General features: G+C 45.7%; 21 protein-coding genes and 1 pseudogene. 14 read left to right on the top strand and 8 right to left on the bottom strand.

Annotated features, from left to right (window positions below; genetic code table 11):
• Positions 1-476 precede the first annotated feature (476 nt).
• Complete coding sequence (locus VP504_RS24200; protein ID WP_325894572.1) at positions 477-974, bottom strand: GNAT family N-acetyltransferase; 498 nt, start codon at positions 972-974, stop codon at positions 477-479.
• Complete coding sequence (locus tag VP504_RS24195) at positions 971-1,243, bottom strand: type II toxin-antitoxin system TacA family antitoxin (protein ID WP_325894571.1); 273 nt, start codon at positions 1,241-1,243, stop codon at positions 971-973. Before VP504_RS24195 ends, VP504_RS24200 begins: the two co-directional genes overlap by 4 nt.
• Positions 1,244-1,479: 236 nt before the next feature.
• Between VP504_RS24195 and VP504_RS24190 the strand changes: the two genes are divergently transcribed.
• Positions 1,480-2,253 (top strand): class I SAM-dependent methyltransferase, encoded by a 774-nt coding sequence (locus tag VP504_RS24190; protein WP_325894570.1) that lies wholly within the window; start codon positions 1,480-1,482, stop codon positions 2,251-2,253.
• 452 nt (positions 2,254-2,705) lie between these two features.
• Here VP504_RS24190 and VP504_RS24185 read toward each other — a convergent pair.
• Both VP504_RS24185 and VP504_RS24180 read right to left on the bottom strand, forming a co-directional pair.
• Positions 2,706-3,596, bottom strand: a pseudogene (locus tag VP504_RS24185) (Rad52/Rad22 family DNA repair protein); the annotation flags it as partial.
• Positions 3,597-3,634: 38 nt separating this feature from the next.
• Positions 3,635-3,796, bottom strand: coding sequence for a hypothetical protein (locus tag VP504_RS24180; RefSeq protein ID WP_325894569.1), 162 nt, complete (start codon positions 3,794-3,796; stop codon positions 3,635-3,637).
• 61 nt (positions 3,797-3,857) lie between these two features.
• Here VP504_RS24180 and VP504_RS24175 point away from each other — a divergent pair, with 61 nt between their 5' ends.
• On the top strand, positions 3,858-4,070 hold the full coding sequence (locus VP504_RS24175; protein WP_325894568.1) for a hypothetical protein: 213 nt from the start codon (positions 3,858-3,860) through the stop codon (positions 4,068-4,070).
• A gap of 87 nt (positions 4,071-4,157) precedes the next feature.
• Here VP504_RS24175 and VP504_RS24170 read toward each other — a convergent pair whose 3' ends face one another.
• Positions 4,158-4,313 (bottom strand): hypothetical protein, encoded by a 156-nt coding sequence (locus VP504_RS24170; RefSeq protein ID WP_325894567.1) that lies wholly within the window; start codon positions 4,311-4,313, stop codon positions 4,158-4,160.
• Between the two features lie 18 nt (positions 4,314-4,331).
• Positions 4,332-6,680 (bottom strand): FG-GAP repeat protein, encoded by a 2,349-nt coding sequence (locus tag VP504_RS24165; protein ID WP_325894566.1) that lies wholly within the window; start codon positions 6,678-6,680, stop codon positions 4,332-4,334.
• A 1,243-nt stretch (positions 6,681-7,923) separates the two neighbouring features.
• Between VP504_RS24165 and VP504_RS24160 the strand changes: the two genes are divergently transcribed.
• Both VP504_RS24160 and VP504_RS24155 read left to right on the top strand, forming a co-directional pair.
• Positions 7,924-8,763, top strand: coding sequence for a pirin family protein (locus tag VP504_RS24160; protein ID WP_325894565.1), 840 nt, complete (start codon positions 7,924-7,926; stop codon positions 8,761-8,763).
• Between the two features lie 475 nt (positions 8,764-9,238).
• The gene (locus tag VP504_RS24155; protein WP_325894564.1) at positions 9,239-10,972 is read left to right on the top strand and encodes a bifunctional metallophosphatase/5'-nucleotidase; all 1,734 of its coding nucleotides are present in this window, start codon (positions 9,239-9,241) and stop codon (positions 10,970-10,972) included.
• A 445-nt stretch (positions 10,973-11,417) separates the two neighbouring features.
• On the opposite strand, the gene VP504_RS24150 is transcribed toward VP504_RS24155, so the two are convergent.
• On the bottom strand, positions 11,418-12,344 hold the full coding sequence (locus VP504_RS24150; protein WP_325894563.1) for a hypothetical protein: 927 nt from the start codon (positions 12,342-12,344) through the stop codon (positions 11,418-11,420).
• 262 nt (positions 12,345-12,606) lie between these two features.
• Here VP504_RS24150 and VP504_RS24145 point away from each other — a divergent pair, with 262 nt between their 5' ends.
• The 10 genes from VP504_RS24145 (at position 12,607) to VP504_RS24100 (ending at position 21,898) form a co-directional block, all read left to right on the top strand.
• On the top strand, positions 12,607-12,798 hold the full coding sequence (locus VP504_RS24145) for a hypothetical protein (protein ID WP_325894562.1): 192 nt from the start codon (positions 12,607-12,609) through the stop codon (positions 12,796-12,798).
• A 186-nt stretch (positions 12,799-12,984) separates the two neighbouring features.
• Positions 12,985-13,257, top strand: a complete 273-nt coding sequence (locus VP504_RS24140) for an HlyU family transcriptional regulator (RefSeq protein WP_325894561.1) — start codon at positions 12,985-12,987, stop codon at positions 13,255-13,257.
• A 362-nt stretch (positions 13,258-13,619) separates the two neighbouring features.
• On the top strand, positions 13,620-15,173 hold the full coding sequence (locus VP504_RS24135) for a Re/Si-specific NAD(P)(+) transhydrogenase subunit alpha (RefSeq protein WP_325894560.1): 1,554 nt from the start codon (positions 13,620-13,622) through the stop codon (positions 15,171-15,173).
• 15 nt (positions 15,174-15,188) lie between these two features.
• Positions 15,189-16,574, top strand: a complete 1,386-nt coding sequence (gene pntB, locus VP504_RS24130; protein WP_325894559.1) for a Re/Si-specific NAD(P)(+) transhydrogenase subunit beta — start codon at positions 15,189-15,191, stop codon at positions 16,572-16,574.
• Between the two features lie 135 nt (positions 16,575-16,709).
• Entirely contained in the window at positions 16,710-18,152 is a 1,443-nt protein-coding gene (locus VP504_RS24125) for an ATP-binding protein (RefSeq protein WP_325894558.1), read from the top strand.
• Entirely contained in the window at positions 18,121-18,795 is a 675-nt protein-coding gene (locus VP504_RS24120; protein ID WP_325894557.1) for a response regulator transcription factor, read from the top strand. The genes VP504_RS24125 and VP504_RS24120 overlap by 32 nt, the downstream gene beginning before the upstream one ends.
• Positions 18,795-19,679, top strand: coding sequence for a DUF2861 family protein (locus VP504_RS24115; RefSeq protein ID WP_325894556.1), 885 nt, complete (start codon positions 18,795-18,797; stop codon positions 19,677-19,679). Before VP504_RS24120 ends, VP504_RS24115 begins: the two co-directional genes overlap by 1 nt.
• 197 nt (positions 19,680-19,876) lie before the next feature.
• The gene (gene traF / locus VP504_RS24110; protein ID WP_325894555.1) at positions 19,877-21,052 is read left to right on the top strand and encodes a conjugal transfer protein TraF; all 1,176 of its coding nucleotides are present in this window, start codon (positions 19,877-19,879) and stop codon (positions 21,050-21,052) included.
• Between the two features lie 55 nt (positions 21,053-21,107).
• Positions 21,108-21,260 (top strand): YoaH family protein, encoded by a 153-nt coding sequence (locus VP504_RS24105; protein WP_325894554.1) that lies wholly within the window; start codon positions 21,108-21,110, stop codon positions 21,258-21,260.
• A 113-nt stretch (positions 21,261-21,373) separates the two neighbouring features.
• Entirely contained in the window at positions 21,374-21,898 is a 525-nt protein-coding gene (locus VP504_RS24100) for a phosphohydrolase (RefSeq protein ID WP_325894553.1), read from the top strand.
• A 66-nt stretch (positions 21,899-21,964) separates the two neighbouring features.
• Here VP504_RS24100 and nadE read toward each other — a convergent pair whose 3' ends face one another.
• A complete protein-coding gene (gene nadE / locus VP504_RS24095; RefSeq protein ID WP_325894552.1) occupies positions 21,965-22,801 on the bottom strand; it encodes an ammonia-dependent NAD(+) synthetase in 837 nt (278 codons plus the stop codon).
• Between the last annotated feature and the right edge of the window lie 16 nt (positions 22,802-22,817).

Raw genomic sequence — 22,817 nt, 5'->3', positions numbered from 1 at the left:
CAAGTGATTTAATTACAAAGAAAAGATTAGTAGTTGCGATATCCAGAGAGTTAGATTATTCGATTCATGAAATACCATCAGGTGTTCTTTGGGGTAACAATGGTGCTTCTATTGAACAATGTGTCTTGTTGCAAAGTGAGCTTTCTGAATTTGAGGAACTAGTTTTAGAAACTGGTGAGTACGAAGAGTATAGGGAGTTAATCGCTGAGTGCTCTTTGCATTTCTGGGAGTATCCCAAATATCTGAGGAATCGAGTAGAACACAACTCTTATGCAACTTATCTTTTTAGTCAAGGTGTTCAATATTAGTATTGCCTTGAAGAGCAGCTGTGCTTGACCCGGTATCAAGGCAATGAACGGGACGCTTTTTCAATGCAGCAGCGTTTTAAAGTCTCTTAACTACTAAATTTAAATGTTTTTGGTGGTTTGATAAGTGCCCGTTATGCTGACGTTAGTTTGCTAAAGGCTAGCGGTTAACTACCCTAAGCTTGCTCTCACATCTGCAATGGTGATGAAGAGTTTGTTTTCGGAGTCTTGAAATGCTTGAAAACCATAGCGTTCATAGAAATGTTTTGCTCCGTCTTTGGCATCAACGATAACAACTGGAAATGCAACACTATCACTAGCGGCTAATAGCTTTCTGAGTGCGTCGATAAGCAGCCACTCACCAAAGCCTTTCCCTTTGTATCGGTCATCGACAGCAAGACGGGCAATCAGACCACCAGAGGTGGATGATTGGTGCTTTTTTTGTAACTTATCAGGCAATGCCTTTAAGTCAATTGGTATCATTGTTAGTGTGTAAAAACCAATGACATGTGAGTTGTCGCTATCATCTTCCAAAACAAACGTTCTGGTGTTGTCCTTCTTTGCTTGCTGACTCGCCATTACTTTTAAGTAATTATTGAGAGCTTCGATGCCGCAGTTGAATCGGTTTCTATCGTGTTTAGCTTTATCTAGAAGTACCGTATTCATCATTGAATTTTGTTCTCGTATCGATCAGCAGCAGCTTTTAGTTTTGAGTTCTGCGTTGCAGGACGGTCTAAAGCTTCCATGAGCAACATCGCATCTGCTTGGCTCAGTTTTAAAGCCTGTTCACGTTCGATGACTTGTTTAGCTTTTTCGATTGCAGCGCTTAGAACAAACGAGTTGATGCTAGACATGCCAGTGATCGCGGCAGCTTTAGTAAGTAAGTCTTGTGTATCGACATCAACTCTAGCGGTGATGCGAGGCAAAGTAGTAGCCATAATGTTATCTCCTGCCGTGTCAAAATGTCACATGTGCATTATGGTCTTAAAGTGTGCAATAAGCAATCTCTGTGTCACTTTGGCACGCAAACTAACAAGCGCCATCAACGGGACGCTTTGTCAATGCGGCAGCTTTTCAAAGTGTTGTGAGTACAAAGAATTAAAGCAGTCTTGGGTGATTTGGTAAGCGCCCGGTATTACGACGTTAGGCTACAAAATTGATATACGAACAAAAAATGGATTATTTGAGTATAAATAAAGAAGCATGGGATAAAAGAACCAAGGTACACGTTGAATCGGAGTTCTATGATGTCGCATCATTTAAGAATGGTAGATGTTCGCTAAATCCAATCGAACTAAAACAAGTAGGAAATGTTCAAGGAAAGTCTCTATTGCACCTACAGTGTCATTTTGGTCAAGATACCTTGTCTTGGGCTCGATTAGGTGCAGAGGTCACAGGTGTAGATTTATCTGCTAATGCAATCAAGCATGCTAATTCACTGAAGCAGGCTTTGGATTTAAAAGCGGATTTTATTGAAAGTGATGTTGTTCAATTTGGTCATGAAAATAAGCAACAATTCGATATCGTATTTACTTCATACGGTGTGTTGTGTTGGCTACCCAACTTAGTTGATTGGGCACAGACTATTGCCAAGTCACTAAAACTCGGCGGGGAGTTTCACCTAGTTGAGTTCCATACGTTTCATGACTTGCTATCTGGCTACTCGTATTTTCCGGATAGCGGGCCTGACGTTGAAGAGGAAGGCACTTATACCGAAAACTGCGATGGTACAAAATCAACTACGGTTACTTGGTCTCATCCAATAAGTGAGGTTATAAACGCCTTAATCGACACAGGTTTAAAGATTGAGTCTTTCTCTGAGCATCCATATAGCCCATATAACTGTTTTGATGGTTTGGAGTCAGTACCAAACTTGGGATACCAAATGCTTTATAAAGGTCAACAGATTCCTTTGTTATATTCAATCAAAGCGCGAAAAGTCGCCTAACACATATGAGCCCTTCTCCGGTCAATAGGTAATAGCATTCTTGTGGCTGCGCCAGCAGCCAATGCTCTCGAACAGCAAAGTCGTCTACTTCGTTTTGTCATTTCCGCCATTAAGTCGTTGCTTACGGCAAACACATATAGAGGGTCTCTTACTGCAGTCTCACCGCTGCCTGCCACTTGTGTGGCAGGGCCACTAGACATTCATCGGTTAACTCAGGCTAGCTCTATTCAAAAAGAAGGCTAGACAATGGTTGACTCAGTCGCAAGTAGCAGAGATTGAAGTCGTTTTTTATGAATAGTGGGACACTGATTGGTTAAGGTATCGAGTAAGATCTGAACATCTCGCATCGGTAATTCCTCTCGGTGGCATGTGGTTTTTGGCGAAATTCATTAGATCAAAGGGTACGGTGCGGTGCACTTGGTCGAGAGAGGTGAGGGAGTTTTCCATGGTCTCTATCCTTCTTTGCTGGTCAGTACATCACGTCTTTTGGTGTATTCAGACTGGAGGTACTCAATTGAGGGCGCGGGTGATACGCCCAACTTGTCCGCTGAATTTGCCAGAATGCCGCAGTGCTTTTTATAGGCGTTGTCCAGCGTGGTCATGCTTGGCATGCCGTGAATGATGCGAGCGTATTCTTGGGCTTGTTGCTCAAGCTCGCTAAGGTGTTGCTGTTTGAACTGGTCGCTCTTGGCATCCAGCTCTTTCATCTTTAATTTGCGCAGCTCTTGAAGCGTTTCCCGCGTCTCGGTGTCTTGGGCGGATTTGATGGCTTTAATCGCCTGACCGAGTGCGGTGGAGAGGGCTTCTTTGGTTTCTGCCGCCTTTACTGCCTCAAAGTATTCGGTGAAATCGACTCGGGGGAGCGCCCAGGCGGGGAGGGGAGGAAACGCCCAATCGATGTATTTGTCAGGACCGCCCTTGGTTTTGACGACATGGACATTGCCGTAATGCTTGTCGCGCATGCCGATACACTGACGGCATTCTGCAAATACGGTGTCCATCTGATACAGATAACGACCTACACCCCATTGGACGGCGCAACGCTTCATGGCAGAGGAGCGGCCACCTTTAATCGCTTCAATGTGAGTGTTCTCGCTGGCGTCCCACTTGGTGACTTTCTTATCACCGAACCAGACAGAAATGGCGCATTCACACCCGGTGATTTGATTGCCTGACACAATGTCTTTGAACTCGACTTCCCAACCAAACACACCAAAGACTTCATCAAACCTTTCTTGAACCGCCCTTGCCGTGATGTAAGGCACCACCATCACCCAAGGTTTGTCGCCTGCAAATCCAGCGCGTTGAATACGCCACTCGATGTCATCAGGCGAAAACATGGCGTGGAGCTTTTCTTAAGATTCTTTTTGATCCGACATGGCTATGCTGCCTTTTTGCAAAGGTCTTCGTAAGCTGACTCGATGTCTGGCATTCTGCTTTCAATGAAGTCATCGAGCGCCGTTTTAAGGAACGCTTGGTGCATTGTTAGAAGCTGAGCATTGGTGTTTGCTGCGTTGGGCTCGTGGTTGATGACGAACTTCATCAGCCCATCGAGCGGGTATTGGCCGCGTACCTAAGCCATTGTTGATCGCTTTAGGGACTTGATGACGAGTTATTGGCTGGCACTCCAGCAATCCGATACCGCTTTGATGCTGGAAACCCAGAAAAACATAGCGAGGTTCAACCGCAAGAACCCCCGCATCCCTATCAAAACGGCAGACCTGAGACGCTCGGTAAAAGCGCGTCAGCGCTATGCGAGTAAGAACGAACGGGGCATTCAGGTGAACGACAAATTGCGGTACTTGAATGAGGCGTGAGTTGGTAGCGTCGCGAGTGCCATTTCTAAACAGTTTTTGGACAATTCCGACTTAGCTTTTGTGCTCTCCATCGACCAATTCTTAGCGCTATTTACGCAAAGTGACACACTCACTTTGTTGTTTTAGCGCATTGGCGGCTGAGCCCACAAAAAGAAACCGAGCCATTGGGATAGATATGGACGCGCCCGATTCACGGATTTCACCTTCTCGGTCTGGTGCAACACCGTGTTTGGGCGCGTCCATTGTGACTATTGGTATGGGCTAGTAGATGTGCACCGCGCCGGTATCACCTCCACCGCCAATTTTTCCGTCACCGTTAATGCCAGTGGCACCGGAATCTTCATAGATAGCCCCCACCGCGAGGGTGTTGCCATTCCCTGCCACCGATACCGAGTGGCCAAATAAATTGTCACCTGTAAGGGTATTATACTTGGGCTTGATGTAGGCCTCCTGCGACCATTTGTTAAAGTCAAAGCGGTACACATACGCAGCGCCTCTACTACTTACACTATTATCGGTCTCGTTACCGTTAATGCCGGTGTCATTGGACTTTTCCTTTGTAGCCCCCACCGCGAGGGTGTTGCCATTCGATGACAGTGATACCGACGTGCCAAATTGGTCACTTGCCCCGGCATTCGAGGCCTTGATGAAGGCCTCGTCCGACCAACGGCCACTGGCAAAGCGGTACACATACACCGCGCCGGAATTACTTTCCCCGGTATCGTTAGAGCCATCGGCATTGGAATCTTCCGAATAAGCCCCCACCGCGAGGGTGTTGCCATTCGATGACAAAGATACCGCCCAGCCAAATTGGTCACTTGCCCCGGTATTCGAGGCCTTGATGAAGGCCTCCTCCGACCAATTGCTACCGTCAGAGCGGTATACATACACCGCGCCGGAATCACTAGCCCCGGTATCGTTAGAGCCATCGGCATTGGAATCTTCCCCATAAGCCCCCACCGCGAGGGTGTTGCCATTCGATGACAAAGATACCGCCCCGCCAAAATAGTCAGTTGCCCCGGCATTCGAGGCCTTGATGAAGGCCTCCTCCGACCAATTGTTACTGTCAAAGCGGTACACATACACCGCGCCGGAATTATCAGCCCCGGTAGCGCTAGAGCCATCGGCATTGGAATCTTCATAGCGAGCCCCCACCGCGAGGGTGTTGCCATCCCCTGACACCGATACCGAGTAGCCAAATTGGTCACTTGCCCCGGCATTCGAGGCCTTGATGAAGGCCTCCTCCGACCAACGGCCACTGGCAAAGCGGTACACATACACCGCGCCGGAATCACCAGCCCCAGTAGCGCTAGAGCGATCGGCATTGGAATCTTCCGCATAAGCCCCCACCGCGAGGGTGTTGCCATTCGATGACAAAGATACCGAGTGGCCAAAATAGTCATTTGCCCCGGCATTCGAGGCCTTGATGATGGCCTCCTCCGACCAACGGCCACTGGCAAAGCGGTACACATACACCGCGCCGGAATTACTTTCCCCGGTAGCGTTAGTGAGATCGGCATTGGAATCTTCTCCAATACTCCCCACCGCGAGGGTGTTGCCATCCCCTGACACCGATACCGAGTTGCCAAAATAGTCACTCGTCGAGGTATCCGAGGCCTTGATGTAGGTTATCAATGTTGTCAGGTCTGATGATGTTAAGGATTCGTAACCAGACGGTGTTTTGTCCGTGCTGTTTTCGGCTAGCACAAAAAATTCAGCCAAATGATTTTTCAGTGGGCCCAAACTCAGAGTAAGCGTTGTGTCAGTCGTTTCGCCCAGCTTTTCACAGTCATCATCGAGTGCATCATTTTTTCTGCACAAGGTATATCCCGTCGCATGCTCGGCGCTATCCCAGGTAAAGGTGACAGGATGATAGCCATTTGAGAGCGCACCCACCTCTAGCGATAAATTCGTTGCACCAGGAGCGGGAGAGAGGGCTTGCTTACCAGACGCTGTTTTGCCTGTACCGTTAGAGGCCAATACAAAATAATTAGCCAGTTCGTCCAAATTTAGATTGGCAGTAAGCGAGGTATTGTTAGCTTCGGTTTGTTGTAGAAATTGACAGTCATCGTCTTCTGATCCGTCTTCTCTGCACAAGGTATAGTGCGTCGCATACTCGGCGCTATCCCAGCTAAAGGTGACAGGGTAAAAACGAGAACTATCGTTGAACGCACCCACCTGTGGCGTCGCTAAAACCGGCATCTCTGGTTTGGGAATAGATACGGCTATCTCAGTAGACGCCGTTGAGCCCGAACTGTTTTTGGCCAATACAAAATAGTCAGCCGGCGTGTCCAAACTCAGAGGCAGAGTCAGCGATGTAAGGGCCGTCGTTTCGCCCACCATTGCACAGTTATCGTCTTGTGATGCATCTTTTCTACACAGGAAATAGCCCGCCGCATTCGTGGCGCTACTCCAACTGAAGGTGACAGGATAAGCATCACCTGTGAGCGCCCCCACCGTCGGTTGTGCTAAAACCGGTGCGCCCGGTAAAGGGAGACTATTCGCGTCCCCCGGTACGGAGGCTGTCGTATTTGCGTCATCCCCCCCACAAGCGGTGAGTCCGAGCGAGAATACCGGCACCACCCATATCGCTTTCTTGAAGAAATACATCCTATGTCCTCGATAAATTACGTCTAATGGTTGTGAAGCGTGTTAAGTCCATCAGCACACCCACAAATCGGGTGCGCGTATAATTTCGTATCGAAAAATAAGCTAGAAGAGATTGAGGGGAATTCAACGATGAGAATATTGATTCACAAATAAGACTGAGACACTGTGGAAATCAGATTAATTGTTAAAGCAGACAGTTACTGAGAGAAATCTGGTGAAATACAGAAAGAAAGTTTCACAGTTGAGACACACCACTCCTTTAAAGAATGCGGCGCACTTCAACATAATTGGTTTTGTTGTTTCCGCACCATCACGGACTCATTGACACTGACTTTGGGGCAGAAGCGTGCTGAAGCTGCCAGCTGCCAGCTGCCAGCTGCTGAGAACTTCCAGAGGTACACAGAGTAACGAAAGGGGTATTGACTTATGCCACGGCTTTTGGCGCTCACTGTGTAACCGGTTTTATCGAGACTAATTGAAAGTGTAGTTGTGTTAATATGCAAAATTTATTAATAGAAATGAGTGAGTTATCTTATTTGGGAATAATTTAAAAGGTTGAGTAAGTCTAATTGAAGAGCAGTACCAGCTATTGATGTGCCATTGTCGCGTTGTCTAGTGTTAACGTAAAAATTCAAAAAATGGAACGAAGGTCATGGCTGGGGATAAGGTTGGTGTAAAAAAATAGAGCTACCCAGAGCGAATGTAGACGAATTAATCATTGAACTGAGTGCGTTACTAGACTTGATGTTAGTGGAAGGGACGGAGCTTTCAGATGACACGAAGATATAGGTTCGACAGACCATATTGAAGTTAGTGGCTATGCTGAAGGTGAATGAAGGCCCGAACATCAAAGAGTAACTCATGGGATAGGAAATCAAGCTTTGCTGAATCTGACCTAAGGGCCTGTCGTTGTGAAACTGCAGGCCTTTTTATTATCTCCGACTACCTTCCAGCTCCACCTCTAAAAATGGGGCACGAAATGGGACACTTTTTCTAAAAGGGGCATGAATTGGGGCAGTTTACGAAGGGTTGTACGGGGTTACTAAGAGCAACATACTTATCACAACCCATTGAAATAATTGCAAACTACTTATATTGCTAGAGTTAATGCAAAGAACATTAATTCATATATGAATTTAATGATGCTTTCCCTTGTTTGAAAAAACTGAATAACTCGTTAGGTTTTGAATGGTGTTAACGCGGGAGAACGTTACATAAACTGATGTCAACAAAGGAGTTAATTATGACTATTCGAACTGTAGGTCGTGTTATTCGTGCTCACGCTTCTAAAGATGGAGACGGAGTGAAAATCAGTCGTGCACATGGATTCAACGATCCTAAATTCAGCCCGTTTTTAATGATCGATGAGCTGAAAAGCGAAAACCCAGATGACTATATTGGTGGATTTCCACCGCACCCACACCGGGGAATCGAAACCCTAACTTACATGCTGAAAGGTCACTTTCAACATCGCGACCATATGGGCAATGTAGGCGAACTCAAAACCGGCGGTGCGCAATGGATGTCAGCTGGCAAAGGCGTTATCCACAGTGAAATGCCAATAATGAGCGATGGCGAGCTTCATGGTTTCCAAATATGGATTAACCTGCCAGCTACAAAAAAAATGCTCCCAGCGCAGTATCATGATTTTCAGTCATCAGAAATCAATGAGTATGGCGATACAGCAAATTTGCTCCGTGTCATTGGTGGCAAAGCCATCAGTAATGGTGACGCTATAGAGGGGCCTTTACAACAAACCGGCGTTGGGGTGTTTGTTGCAGACTGGCGTGCAATAGCAGGGCAGTCGCGTGAAATTGAGCTTCCAAGTAGTTATCAGGCAAACCTCTACGTTTATAAGGGGGAAGTAGATATTGAAGGAGAATTGGTGAAGCAAGGCCACTTTGTTCAGATGTCTGGTGGTGAAAAAATATCGTTAAAGGCAAATGAAGATACAGGCTTGCTAATTTTGTCTGGTGCGCCGATTGATGAGCCAGTGGTTCATTATGGCCCGTTTGTGATGAACTCTATGGCTGAAATTAATCAGGCCATTTCTGACTACCAGAATGGAGTATTGACAGATTGAGTCAGTCAATGGAATGGAAGGGGGCGTATCGCTCCCTTTTTTACGTGAGTTTATGGTGCTTCACGATTACACGTGCCAAAGTAAACAAAATGTTGAATAGCGTTAACTCTTTTGTTTTATTTCTATATAACAAAACAATTGGAGTTACCCCTTGTTACTCGTAATTGCACATGCGGTTGAAACTGTCTTGCTTGTGACAGGTGTTGTAGCGCTTGTTCGCTGCGCTTTTCAATACGCCTCTCGAACAGAAAACTGGCATCAGCTAAATGTTGTTCTGTTCCACGTGCAGAGCCTTTCACGAGAAGAAATGAGATGGTGGTATATTGCAATGTTTAGCTTGATACTGGGCGGTATCGTCAGAGTTATCACTATGCTCCTTTTGAGTTAACAATCTTTGCAATAAAAGTGTGATGTGTGTGAACTAGTATTAAACTCTGGTACACTCCGATTTTGTAAAGCGCATATAAAGGAAACCATGCCCAACGTCACACCTATCACGCTATCCATTGCGCACATCAACGATACGCACTCTCACTTTGAACCGACCCCCATTTCGCTCGCTGTAAAAGGCCTGGAAGATCGCATTTATGCCAATGTTGGTGGCTTTGCACGAATATCCTCTGTCGTTAAATCATTCAAACAAGAAACACTAAACGATACAGATGGTTTCCTCTTCCTCCACGCAGGCGATTGTTTTCAAGGCACACTCTACTACAGCCTGTATAAAGGGGAGGCTAATGCCACTTTGCTGAACATGTTGAACCTTGATGCGATGGCGCTTGGTAATCATGAGCTTGATCTCGGTAATGCAGCAGTCTCGAAATTCCTCGACCAGATAGAATTTCCGTTTTTGGCGGGTAACTGGGACGTCAGCAAGGAACTGCCTAACAAAGAATTTCCGATTAAAGGGAAAACGCCTCTACTTCCTTATGACGCAAAGTTGAAAATTGCCAGCGTCCTGACTAAGACGTTTGGCGAGAAGAAAGTTGCCATATTCAGCGTGGCATTGGACAAAATGGCAGATATTGCAATGCCGGACGCCGACACGCCGTTTGTGAATTCAAAAGAAACTATCATCAACACGGTGAAATATATCCGGGAGGAGATCGGTACTCCACACATCATCTTACTCAGCCATTTGGGATATGACCAAGACCTGAAAATGGCAGAAGAAGTGGAAGGCTTGTCTGTTATCGTCGGTGGACATAGTCATGTGTTACAGGGTGACTTTAGTAATCTTGGGCTCGGTGATATGGGACCATATGGAAGACAAATCAACGATACGCTGGTTGTTCAGGCTGGGTGTCACTCTTTGGCATTAGGCAAACTGACTGTTTCACTTGATGAAGAAGGGCGAGTTACATCCCATACAGGTGGTAACTTCCTGATGCTTGGGCGTAGTCTGGCGATGGACGCTTCCTGGGACCAAGGCCTTCCGGATGAGGTCTTTCAAACTGCGAAATCATACTTACTTGAACAACCAAACGTTATCCACTGCCGTGGTGATGAAGCTATCAAGCAGGTGATTGCAGAAAAGTATCGCCCGGCTGTCGAAAAGTTAAAGAGTGACGTTGTCACTAAATTGCCAGCCCGGTTACGCCATATCCGTGTTCCGGATGAAAAGGGTGGAAGTAAAATAGCACCTTTGGTCTGTGACGCAATGATGTACTCTGCCCGTAAGCGTGGTCATGTTGTAGATTTTGCCATTCACAATGCTGGCGGTGTTAGGGTCAGCGTTGAGCAAGGTAAGCTGACAGCAGCTGAAGTGGCTGGTAGGCTTTTGCCGTTTGCCATTGACCTGATGCTTTATAAGCCGACGGGTCTTCAAGTAATGCAAGCACTTGAAGGCGCAATCAATAATGCGACTAACAATAGTGTTGAAGGGACGGGAGATGGAAGTTTCCCTTATACGTCTGGGCTCCGCTTCACCTATGAATGTGAAAAACCGATCGGAAGCCGTATTACCCAACTTGAATACCAAACGCTCGACGGTTTCTGGCAAATCGTAGAACTTGATAAATACTACACTGCGGTTTCTTCTTCCTATACCTCGCAAGGTAAAGAAGGGTATGACTCACTGAAAAACATGACTGAATTACCATGTTCAATTTACGTCACCCTTGCTGACAGCTTTATAGAGTTTGCCAGGACGAAAGAGATATTATTGGCACCCGAACAAGAGCTTCAATACTACTTACCGTGCTCTTAAGGGGGGTTAGGTATAAATTTCTACTGTGATAAATTCTACAGTTAGGTGGTAAAGATGCCGCCTATTTTACTATTATCAACATGATTTTTATCCGACTTCACACTTCTCATCCATTTGTGCCCGATAATTGCTTTCCTACGGATAGATGGCTGAAATTTGCCGTCTATTAAAACAGCTAAGAAAAAGCTCAATTTCTTTATCTGTTGACCGATATATAGACAACGAAGTTGTTTCAATGGGAGAGGATTCATGGTGGAAAAGCGTGATTGGCTGGATTTTGGACTGATTGCTTTGTGGATTGCTGCTTGGGCATCGCTGGTTTACTTTGTACCGGCAGCTGCTCTTTGAGCGATAGAAGGACAACAATGTTTAATTAAGGCTGCCTGAATCAGGGCCCATTCAGGCATTCGGATTGTTTTCTCTCTCCAGTGTTTAAGCATTTTCCTTACGCTTGAGCCATTCTTTTCCCGTCTTTCTTTAAAAAGAACTTCACAAGTACTGGTTGCATATATATTGGCAGTTGAAGCGCACCTACCAAAGGCAAATATAGAGGCCCCAAAAATGCACCGGCTACGGAGTAAGTCAGCAGAACATTCCGATTACCTGAAGTAATTGCAGCCACATAAGCCTCAGATCGCCCCTTATGCCAATACAAAACTAACCCTATAGCGAAAAATAGAATACAAATAGCAAACGCTATGAAAAGCATAGTGATAGCGAAAGGTCGATCGCTGTCCCAGAGCCAACGGTATTGTCCGGTTAAGCCAAATGGAAAGCTAAAGACCAATATGATAGTAAACTGCGCCAACTTTCCATGTATGCGTGCTAGACGCTCTCCAGGTACTAATTTATGCACAGCGTAAGAAAACACCATAGGGCCAAAAATAAAAACAAAGAGCCTTAAACAATAATCTTGTAGATCGAGAGAAAATTCATCTGAGCTCAAAATAGCAAGATTGATATAAAGCGCTATTGGCATCATTAGCGTGCTCGTAATAGTAAATGCCATTGCTTTTAGTGGCTCAAAGCCGACAGAGCGGACAATGGCAGGCGTGGCAAAGAGTGTTCCTGTCGCACATACGGCAGTGGCAGCTATCAACAATTCAGTGCTTGCGTCAAAGGCAATGCCCATTAGTGTAACGATCACAGTGGTTACACCACAATGAACAAAAGCGTAAACCCACGCGCCTGAGTCGAAGATAGCTTTGACGAGAGCTTTTTGATTCATTCCCATTAACGTGAAAAGCATCAAGGTAAAAAGGACGTAGGGAAGAAAAGGCAGGGCTAACGTTGATAGCTTAGGGAAGGCGAAACCTATAAAAGCGGCCGCGATAAGCAGAATAGAAGAATGTTTACTTAAAAATACAAGCAAAGTGGCCTCTGGTGACGTTTGTTAAAACCAGATGTTAACAAACTGAAAGTGGTTTGATAAATAAATATTAATAATGGATTTAATTTCATATTCATCTCATTTATTTCATATAAATAGAGAATAATAGAAGATTTATGTTAGTGAGTGAGATTTCACTTTGGATTAGTAAAACTAATTGATTATAGTAAATTAAGTCATTTTATTAATATCCAACAAGTGCTTAGAATTTACTCATTAAAGACAATCACATAGTGAGGCGGTTATGACACAGGCAGTTAACTTCGCTCCAGCAGTTGCTTCTGTAGAAAAAGTGCAAAAAAACTATGCGGTTTCTTTCAATGGATTGATTGCCCATGCGATGGACGTACTCCGCACACGTGAGCTGAATAAATCGGTTCGTTCGACGAATGAACTCCCAGAGCACATAAAGCGTGATATCGGGCTGATCCGCTAGAAGCAAATCTAGATTTACTTAAAGAAGAAAAGCGTTGGCATCAGAGTCAACGCTTTTTATTTTTCGCACCCACCAAGAATTTATCTCGTTCAAACCTCAATTTTCCCTTCGGATGCGCTGGACAAAAACTGGGCGTTTCGTCACTATGAACTATCGAACTGGTTCAAATATTGAGAGTGACTTAACGTGGGACTTTTTGATTGGTTATTCAGCAGTAAAGAAAAGCCGACTAAAGAAACAGAGCCAACCATATACAAAGGTTTTCTGATTTACGCCGAAGCAAAGTCAGAAGGTGGACAATTCCGAATTAACGGGCGCATTTGTAAAGAAGTGGATGGACAGCTTAAAACCCATAGTTTTATCCGTTCGGATCTTCTGCCTTCAAAAGACAGCGCTAATGAGTTGATGCTTAAAAAGTCTCAATTGTTTATCGATCAAATGGGCGAAAGAATGTTTTGATTGATCAGGACGTTATGGTTACCCCATAGGTATCTTTCGGACCTGACCGAGATCAAAGCAAAAATTGAAATTTCGGTCACAAAGTACAACAGCGGTTCGTAAGGATACGAAACGTCACAGATGTGTGAGATCACTGGAAGTTAGTAAGAGTTAAATCAATAAGTTAGTAGAATCACGCTCAGTCAGGTCTGACCTCCGGTCTTAAACAAACGGTGTTATTTTATTACCAAAAGGCATTAAAATTAGCTCGTTAAGGGCTTGATAATAGATTATTTTGGTATTTTTTCTACAAAAGTATTGATTAAGCTTTTTCAGTTCGCTACAAACAAATTACTTACACTGCCAATAGTCAGGGACTAACTATGCAAATTGGTGTTCCAAAAGAAATACTTGCTCATGAAACGCGAGTTGCTGCCACACCGAAAACGGTTGAGCAGCTATTAAAAATGGGCTTCGAAGTTGTTGTCGAGAAGGATGCCGGGCAACTGGCGAGTTTCGATAACGCTGCTTTCGAGCAGGCCGGAGCGAAAGTTGTTGATGCCGACGCTGTTTGGCAATCTGACATAATCTTCAAAGTTAATGCGCCGCATAAAGACGAAGCGGCAGGTATTGACGAAATAGATCTTATCAAAGAAGGCGCAACGCTTGTTAGCTTTATCTGGCCTGCCCAGAATGAAGCTTTGATGCAAGATCTCACCACAAAAAAAATCAATGTTCTGGCGATGGATTCTGTGCCGCGCATTTCTCGTGCACAAGCGCTGGATGCATTGAGTTCTATGGCAAACATTGCCGGTTACCGTGCAGTGGTTGAAGCCGCACACGAGTTTGGTCGCTTTTTCACAGGCCAAATCACTGCAGCCGGTAAAGTGCCACCAGCCAAAGTATTCGTCGCTGGTGCTGGTGTTGCGGGCTTGGCTGCAATTGGTGCTGCCGGCAGCCTTGGCGCAATTGTTCGTGCGTTTGACGTTCGTCCTGAGGTTAAAGAGCAGGTCGAAAGTATGGGCGCTGAGTTCCTGCAAGTAGATTTTCAGGAACAAGCGGGCAGCGGCGACGGCTACGCGAAAGAAATGTCTGATGACTTCAACAAGAAAGCCGCTGAGCTTTATGCTGAACAAGCAAAAGACGTTGATATCATCATTACTACCGCACTGATTCCTGGTCGCCCAGCACCAAAACTGGTGACCAAAGAGATGGTTGATTCGATGAAAGCGGGCAGCGTGATCGTTGACTTGGCTGCCGCGAATGGCGGTAACTGCGAATACACAGAAGCAGACAAAGTGGTTGTAACAGATAACGGCGTTAAAGTTATCGGTTACACCGACATGGTTGGTCGCCTGCCAACACAATCTTCTCAGCTTTACGGTACCAACCTCGTTAACCTGATGAAGCTGCTTTGTAAAGAAAAAGACGGCAACATCGACATCGATTTTGAAGATGTGGTTCTGCGTGGCGTGACTGTTGTCAAAGATGGCGAAATCACCTGGCCAGCGCCACCTATTCAAGTTTCAGCGCAGCCACAGGCAAAAGCTGAGCCTGTTGCAGCGAAAGAACCAAAAGTTGAAGAGCCAACTTCACCAACGAAGAAGATTGCAGCTTTGGTTGTAGGTTTGGGTGCCTTTGGTTGGGTAGCGTCTGTTGCTCCACCAGCATTCCTTTCACACTTTACTGTATTTGTGCTCGCTTGTGTTGTCGGTTACTACGTGGTTTGGAACGTGACACATGCTCTACACACTCCTCTGATGTCAGTTACAAATGCTATCTCAGGTATCATCGTTGTGGGTGCGCTACTTCAAATTGGTCAAGGCAACGGTGTGGTTTCTTTCCTCGCCTTTATTGCCGTTCTCATTGCAAGCATAAATATTTTTGGTGGCTTCACGGTTACCAAGCGCATGCTTGAAATGTTCCGTAAAGATTAATAGGAGTAGCAAAGAATGTCTGCAGGACTAGCACAAGCGGCATATATTGTTGCTGCACTGTTTTTCATCCTGAGCCTTGCTGGCTTATCAAAGCAAACGTCAGCAAAATCAGGTAACTACTTTGGTATCGCTGGTATGAGTATCGCACTCATCGCCACCATTTTTGGCCCTTATGCAGAAGGTTTGACTTGGATCATCCTCGCTATGGTTATTGGTGGTGCCGTCGGTATCTACTACGCGAAACGCGTGGAAATGACTGAAATGCCAGAACTGGTTGCGATACTACACAGCTTTGTAGGTATGGCTGCGGTTTTGGTCGGCTACAACAGCTACTTAGAACCGCCAGCGTACTCAGGTGAATTCGCTCATACCGAACACGTCATTCACATGGTTGAAGTGTTCTTGGGTGTGTTCATCGGTGCTGTGACTTTCACAGGTTCGATAGTCGCATTCGGCAAGCTGCGCGGTATCATTTCATCTTCCGCTCTGAATTTGCCTCACAAACACAAAATGAACCTTGCGGCTGTTGTTGTTTCAACGCTGCTGATGGTTTACTTCGTGAAAGCTGATGGCAGTACGTTTGCGCTGATTTTGATGACACTGATTGCATTCGCATTTGGTTACCACCTGGTGGCCTCTATCGGCGGCGCTGATATGCCAGTTGTCGTTTCAATGCTGAACTCATATTCTGGTTGGGCCGCAGCGGCTGCTGGTTTCATGCTGGCAAACGACCTATTGATCGTAACGGGTGCATTGGTAGGTTCGTCAGGGGCGATTCTGTCCTACATCATGTGTAAAGCGATGAACCGCTCTTTTATCAGTGTTATCGCTGGCGGTTTTGGTCAGGAAGTTTCAGTCTCGTCTGATACTGATTACGGTGAGCACCGTGAAGTGTCTGCTGATGAAGTAGCAGAAATGCTGAAAGACTCTCGCTCTGTGATCATCACTCCTGGATACGGTATGGCGGTTGCTCAGGCACAGTACCCAGTTCATGAGATCACCGAAAAGCTCCGTGCGAAAGGCGTTGATGTTCGTTTTGGTATTCACCCTGTTGCAGGTCGCCTTCCGGGGCACATGAATGTACTGCTTGCTGAGGCAAAAGTACCGTATGACATCGTTTTGGAGATGGACGAGATCAACGATGACTTCCCTGAAACAGACACTGTATTGGTTATTGGTGCAAACGACACCGTAAACCCAGCTGCCATGGAAGATCCGAACAGTCCAATCGCTGGCATGCCAGTTTTGGAAGTGTGGAATGCGAAAAACGTAATCGTATTCAAACGTTCTATGAACACAGGTTATGCTGGTGTACAGAACCCGCTATTCTTTAAAGAGAATACAGCCATGCTGTTCGGCGATGCGAAAGAGAGTGTGGACGCTATCTCGAAAGCTATCTAATCCAGCGAAACAAATGAATCAGGCCAGCAACATGCTGGCCTTTTTTGTGCGTGAAAGCAGCAGATAGCGATTTTTCTTGCTTAGACTCTTACAAACTACTGACATTGTGAAATATTTTGATGGTAATCTCACGCCATGCAAAAGTTTCTGATTGTTTGTTTTACACTCCTCAGCTCACCTGTCTGGGCTAATGCGTCATTCCCTGAACAGCTTAGTGCGTTCAGGCTGTCGCTATTGGCTGAACGACCAATTGCTACTTATGCCCTTAATGCTATTCACAGCGAATATCCAAAAGCACTGTTAGTGCCTGACAGCCTTCTACCACAGTCCTCTAACTATCCGCTGAAAGATCTTAAACGCCTTTATCAGTCATCGGAAAAGTGTAAAGGGCCATGGCCGCTTAGTCCGCTTGTGACAGACCCCTTAGTATTCACACGCGCTATGTGTTTCAACACCCAGTTACCTTCTGTATGGTTTTCCCGCTCAAACCTGATCCATCCGGGCGGAGGAAGCTATGCGGCAAAATATGTGGAGAAATTCCCGGACCGCCGTGATGAGTTGCTGCGCTTTTTCCATATAAAAGAAAGGTTACTTTCTCCTCCGGAAACTCTGCTCGGGCGCCTTCAGCGCATGCCAGAAAATGGCGTTAATGCATTAAATGGTGGTGCAGAGTCGATTCTTTCTGGTGAAGACTTGTGGCTACGTGAGGGTAGTCAATACAAGGTGTACAGTGCAGATTCGTGGATGCCGTTGTTGGAAAATCAAAACCTGCTGGCCTCACCGATCGATGAGAATGGCTTCTGTCTATCGCGTATTGGTAATGTCTGTTGGAACCAGAAGCTTGCGCCATCCTATTGGTCGCAGCTTGTCATTGCGCTGGCTGTTATCAACTTACTGTGGATCGCGGGATGGGTATTTAACCGCTGGACAGTTAAACGCCGCCTTATGCAGGAACGTATGCTGGTTTTGCAGATCCTGACTCATGAACTTCGCACTCCCATTGCGAGTCTGGGAATGACGGTAGAAGGATTTCGTCGTAAATTCGACAGTTTACCTGAGCCCCTTTATGATGAGTTTCGTCGACTATGTGAAGATTCTATGCGATTGAAGCAGCTTGCAGAGGCGAGTAAAGATTATCTGCAATCAAACCAGCAGCAACTGGTGAGGGAAGACATTCCATCATTGCAAGACTGGCTTGGTTACCTGTGTGATGAACGCCAGGTAGAATTGCAAGTGAAAGATGATGGACCGGTTACGGTCAACGTTTATTGGTTGACGACATCACTCGACAACCTTATTAGCAATGCTAAAAAATACGGTGAAGCACCTGTTATGGTGTTTGCCGAAAAAAATAGCGGCCTGTTATCGATTCGTGTACAGGATCAGGGAAGACTGACCGCAAAAGATTGGAAAATGATTCGAAAACCCTTTGTCAGCGAGAAAGGCCTGGGGCTAGGACTGACAATTGTTGAAGCAATGATAGAAAGGATGGGGGGCAGACTGACTTTGTCTGGACCACCAACCACATTTACTTTGGAGATACCTTGTGACCCAACAAACGACTCTGTTGCTGGTTGAGGATGATGCAAACTTGGCAGATGGTCTTCTCGCCAGTTTGGAACAAAACGGATACAAATGCCTTTACGCTGATTGCGCAGGTAAAGTAGAAGCACTTTGGGAGAAAGCTGATCTAGTCGTTCTCGATCGCCAGCTACCGGAAGGCGATTCTATGGAATGGCTTCCTGCGTGGAAAAAGATCAAAGAAGTCCCAGTTATCATGCTGACTGCGATGGTCTCGGTACGAGATCGGGTGGGTGGTTTGGACTCAGGTGCAACTGACTACATGACTAAACCCTTCGCAGAAGCAGAGCTGCTGGCGCGTATCCGTGTTCATCTTCGTCGCTCTGTTACAGAAGGTGAAACTTCTGCCGTTGATGATATTGTTGTCGGTAAGTTGCGAATCAATCTGTCTACACGCTCTGTAATTTGCTCTGAGAGCGAAGTCATTCTGACGCGCACAGAATTCGACTTGCTGGCATTTTTGGCCAAGAATGCGGGTCGAGTTTTTACCCGTGATGAGTTACTTGATCAGGTATGGGGTTACAACCATTACCCAACAACGCGTACTGTTGATACACACGTACTGCAGCTTCGCCAAAAGTTACCTGAAGTAGAAATCGAAACACTTCGTGGTGTGGGCTACCGGATGAAAATGCACTGATGAAACCAACGGTATTCCTCTTTATTGCAACGATATTTCCTTTCGGCACTGCTGCAGCTTGGTTTAGCGGGTCAGATGCATTGACATCTGCCCACCAGCGTTTACTTGAAGGGAATACCGCCCAAAGTTTTGAAGCCATGGTAGAGGCCTGGCAACAAGACAATACGGATACAGAACAGCGTCATCTCACAGAACTACTCTCTTTGGCTATCAGTGAAGATTGCGGCAGGAGTTTAAGCACTCTCTCACTTCCCAGTTGGCTTCAGGCGATTGTGATTCGTAGAGAAACAGTACAAACCCCAAATCGGGTGTATTACCAATTCTCAATCTATGGATCTTCTGATACCGGGGTCTTAAATGTCACCTTTTCAGAGTGGCCTGAGAAGAAGTTACTCAATGCCAATTTGATACCTGATAACGCCAAAAGCTTTAAGCTTGATATTAGAGGTCTATCTGGGGCAGTTCATGCCGGACTTTACAAGCTGGATGTTACCTCGACCGAAGGTGAAAATTGGTCTTCGTGGATTTTGGTTTCCCAGCCTGAGCCTATTCAGAAAATCAGTTGGAAAGACAGTCGTAGCTGGCGAATCGCTCCACCGACAGACTTGAAAAGCACTTGTCCCAGACCATTTTTGTCGATGAATCTTTATCAGACCGATGTGGGCGAAGATGCTCCTATTTGGTCAGAAGAGAAAGATAAGAACCTACCGACATCATTACCGGTTATTGACGTGCCTAACGGACAATACTGGTTTTCCGTCGCGCTCATCGAAAGACGTTGGCAAGGCGCCATTCTGTTCGAAGAAGTCCAACGAATTGCTAGGTTCATTGATTTGCCTGATGTGGACTTGAGGGAGCTATCTCTCAAGGCAGGGCAAGAATGATATTTCAGTATTAGTCACCCGACCATAAATCAACCGAATAACTCATTGATGCGATTAATGTCACAACCTAAAGAATTATCTCTATATTGCTAAGAACCCTCTACTAACATGTCTAACTAAAGCAGACACAATGCCGATTATGAGTGCATAACTCACCGTGTCTCCCGCCTTTGAACCTTTGAGATGGAATTCTTGTCATGAAAAAGAGTCTACTCGCACTCAGCATTGCGCTGATGTCTATGCCAGCGTTAGCTGCAAACTACAGTATTGATAGCCGAATTGATGCTATGGGTGGGGCTGGTACAGCAGCATCAGATTATCTTTCTGCAGGTTTTCATAACCCTGCGCTTGTTGCCATGAAGCCTACCAGTTCCTTTGGTGTGCTTTTCCCTGTTGTAGGTCTTCAAGTGCGAGATCCCGATGAACTGGTTGATAGTCTGGAAGACTTTGGCGAAATATACGACGCTTTCACTGCTAACCCAACAGATCCGGTGAATCAGACTGCTACTGCAAATGCACTGAGTAATGTACAAAACAAACTTGCTTATTTGAACGGTGGTATTGGTGGGGCAATTACAATACCTACGTCTACTGTCTCTGGCACGTTCTTTGTAAAAGGCTATACCGAAGCCATTGTTATGCCAGAAATAGAGCAAAGCGATATTGATGCCATCAACAACGGTGTTGTACCTGCGACGTTAGGTTCTAAAGGACGCGTATTAGCGTTTGGTGTGGTTGATGTTGGGCTGGCTCTGGCTAGTGATTTGGAATTAGCTGGTCAACGAATTGCTATTGGTATAACGCCTAAGTCCCAACAGTACTATACATACCACTATGAAGTGAACGTTGACAATTTTGAAGGAGACGATTGGGATTCGGATGCCAACCGAACAGAGGAAAGTGCCTTTAATGTAGATTTAGGGGCAGCATGGCAAACGGGCCCGTTCCGGCTTGGTTTTGCAGCCAAGAATCTAATATCACATGAAATCAATACCGTACCAGTGTCTGGAATTCATAGTAGAGTTTACACTTATCACATCGAGCCACTTTACACAGTGGGTGGTGCGTTTGTGACCGATTTGTTTGTCGCAGCCATTGATGTAGATCTTAATGAACAAAAACGTTTCTCTGCTCAAGGTGGTCCGGCTATTGTTGACAATACTCAGTTAGTACGTTTGGGGGCTGAGTTTAATGCATGGGGCTGGGCTCAGATGAGAGCGGGTTACATCAACGATCTTGAAGATACTTTGGATGGCACAGTGACATTGGGCCTCGGTCTGTCACCTTTCAATACTGTAAACTTTGATTTGGCGGCGCAGTTGATAGACAGCAATAGCTACGGTGGTTCCGTTCAACTGGCATTTACCTTCTAAGGCAATTGGCAGTAGAATGTGCGGCTTCTCAAACAGATTGATTTCGAGGTCGTAAATGAACGGTATGCCAACGCTGAGCCATGCTGAACAACAAGAAGCAGCGGAACGAATTCACGCACTGATGGCTCAGGGCATGAGTAGCGGAGAGGCCATTATGCTGGTGGCCAATGAGATTCGCGAGCGCGAAGCGTCCAAAAAAGATGAATAATGTGAAAACGGCCAATATTTGGCCGTTTTTCTTTTTATTTCCTAACGTTATCCTAGGAACTGGATTTTTAACCTTGTTTATAACAAGGGAATTAATAGGGTAAAGGGGCGACGTTGAACGATCGGTTAATGCTGGCAAAGACATTCGCTCGCGCTCGTCACGAAGGGCAGCGCTATGGAGAGTTTCCTTATTACATCCATTTGGACGATGTTGAGAGGCTAGCACAACCTTTTGGCATCAATGCCATGATCGTAGCTCAATTGCACGATGTGCTAGAAGATACGACGACAAGCGTTGACGAGTTAGTCCATGACTTTGGTGACAAAGTTGCGCTAGCGGTTAGCTACTTAACAGATCCTGTCGCCGGAGATCGAAGCGATAAAAAACGGCAACTTAATCTGCGATTTCTTCAACTTGATGAATCTGATGAAGCGGCAAGACTGGCTTTAATTGTAAAAGCCTGTGATAGATTGTCTAACGTTAAAGCTTGCCGGCTATTCCACCCTGAAAAGTTTGCCATGTATCAGGGCGAACATCCTGAATTTCGTAAAGCGGCTTATCGATACGGCTTATGTGAAATGATCTGGTGGGAATTGGATATGTTGATTGAAGTCGGGGATAAGATTGCCCGTTACTAATATTGAATAATGACAAATAAAAAGCGCTCATCAAAAGCGCTTTTGTGTTCTAACAGGCGAAAGAGTTTATTCGTCGTCGTAAACAGTCGGGATTGGCTGGCGCTTGTGCTGTGTGGCATTGTAAATAGACACCAAGCGATCTTTAACGCGATCCTCAACGGATTTACCTTCCAGAAAATCATCAATCTCGTCGTAAGTCAGTTGAAGTGCATCTTCGTCTGCTTTCTGAGGAGAGAGTTCCTCAAGGTCAGCTGTCGGGGTTTTAACAACGAGTAACTCTGGTGCGCCCAGATGAGCAGCGAGTTGACGCACCTGACGCTTGCTCAATCCAAACAGAGGTGCTAAGTCACATGCGCCATCACCAAATTTGGTATAGAACCCAGTGATGTTCTCTGCAGAGTGGTCTGTTCCTAGTACTAGGCCTCCAACCATACCAGCGATTTCGTATTGGGCAACCATACGAGCGCGAGCTTTGACATTGCCTTTAACGAAGTCGACTCTGGTATTGTCTGTTGGGATAAGTCCTGTACCATCCAGTGCGGTTAGTGTTGAAGCATGCAAGCCATCAACACCATCTTTAATGTTCACGCTGACAGAGTGTGTTGGTTGGATAAAGCTGAGTGCCAATTGAGCTTCATCTTCATCCTTCTGAACACCGTAAGGTAAACGCACAGCAATGAACTGATAATCAGATGAACCTGTTTCTTCATTCAGTTGTTCAACCGCTAATTGTGCTAGACGACCACATGTGGAAGAGTCAACACCACCACTAATGCCAAGAACCAGAGATTTGGTGCCAGAGGCTTTCAAACGATTTTTGATGAATTTAATACGACGTTGAACTTCGAATTCAGCATCGATGGTTGGCAATACTCGCATTTCTTCGCGGATAGCTTGTTCCATTTCAAGACAGACCCTG

Origin of the sequence: Grimontia sp. NTOU-MAR1 (assembly GCF_035758505.1) — a bacterium.
In the GTDB taxonomy this organism is placed as follows: Bacteria; Pseudomonadota; Gammaproteobacteria; order Enterobacterales; family Vibrionaceae; genus Enterovibrio; species Enterovibrio marinus.
This window is presented reverse-complemented; position numbering and strand designations above follow the sequence as displayed.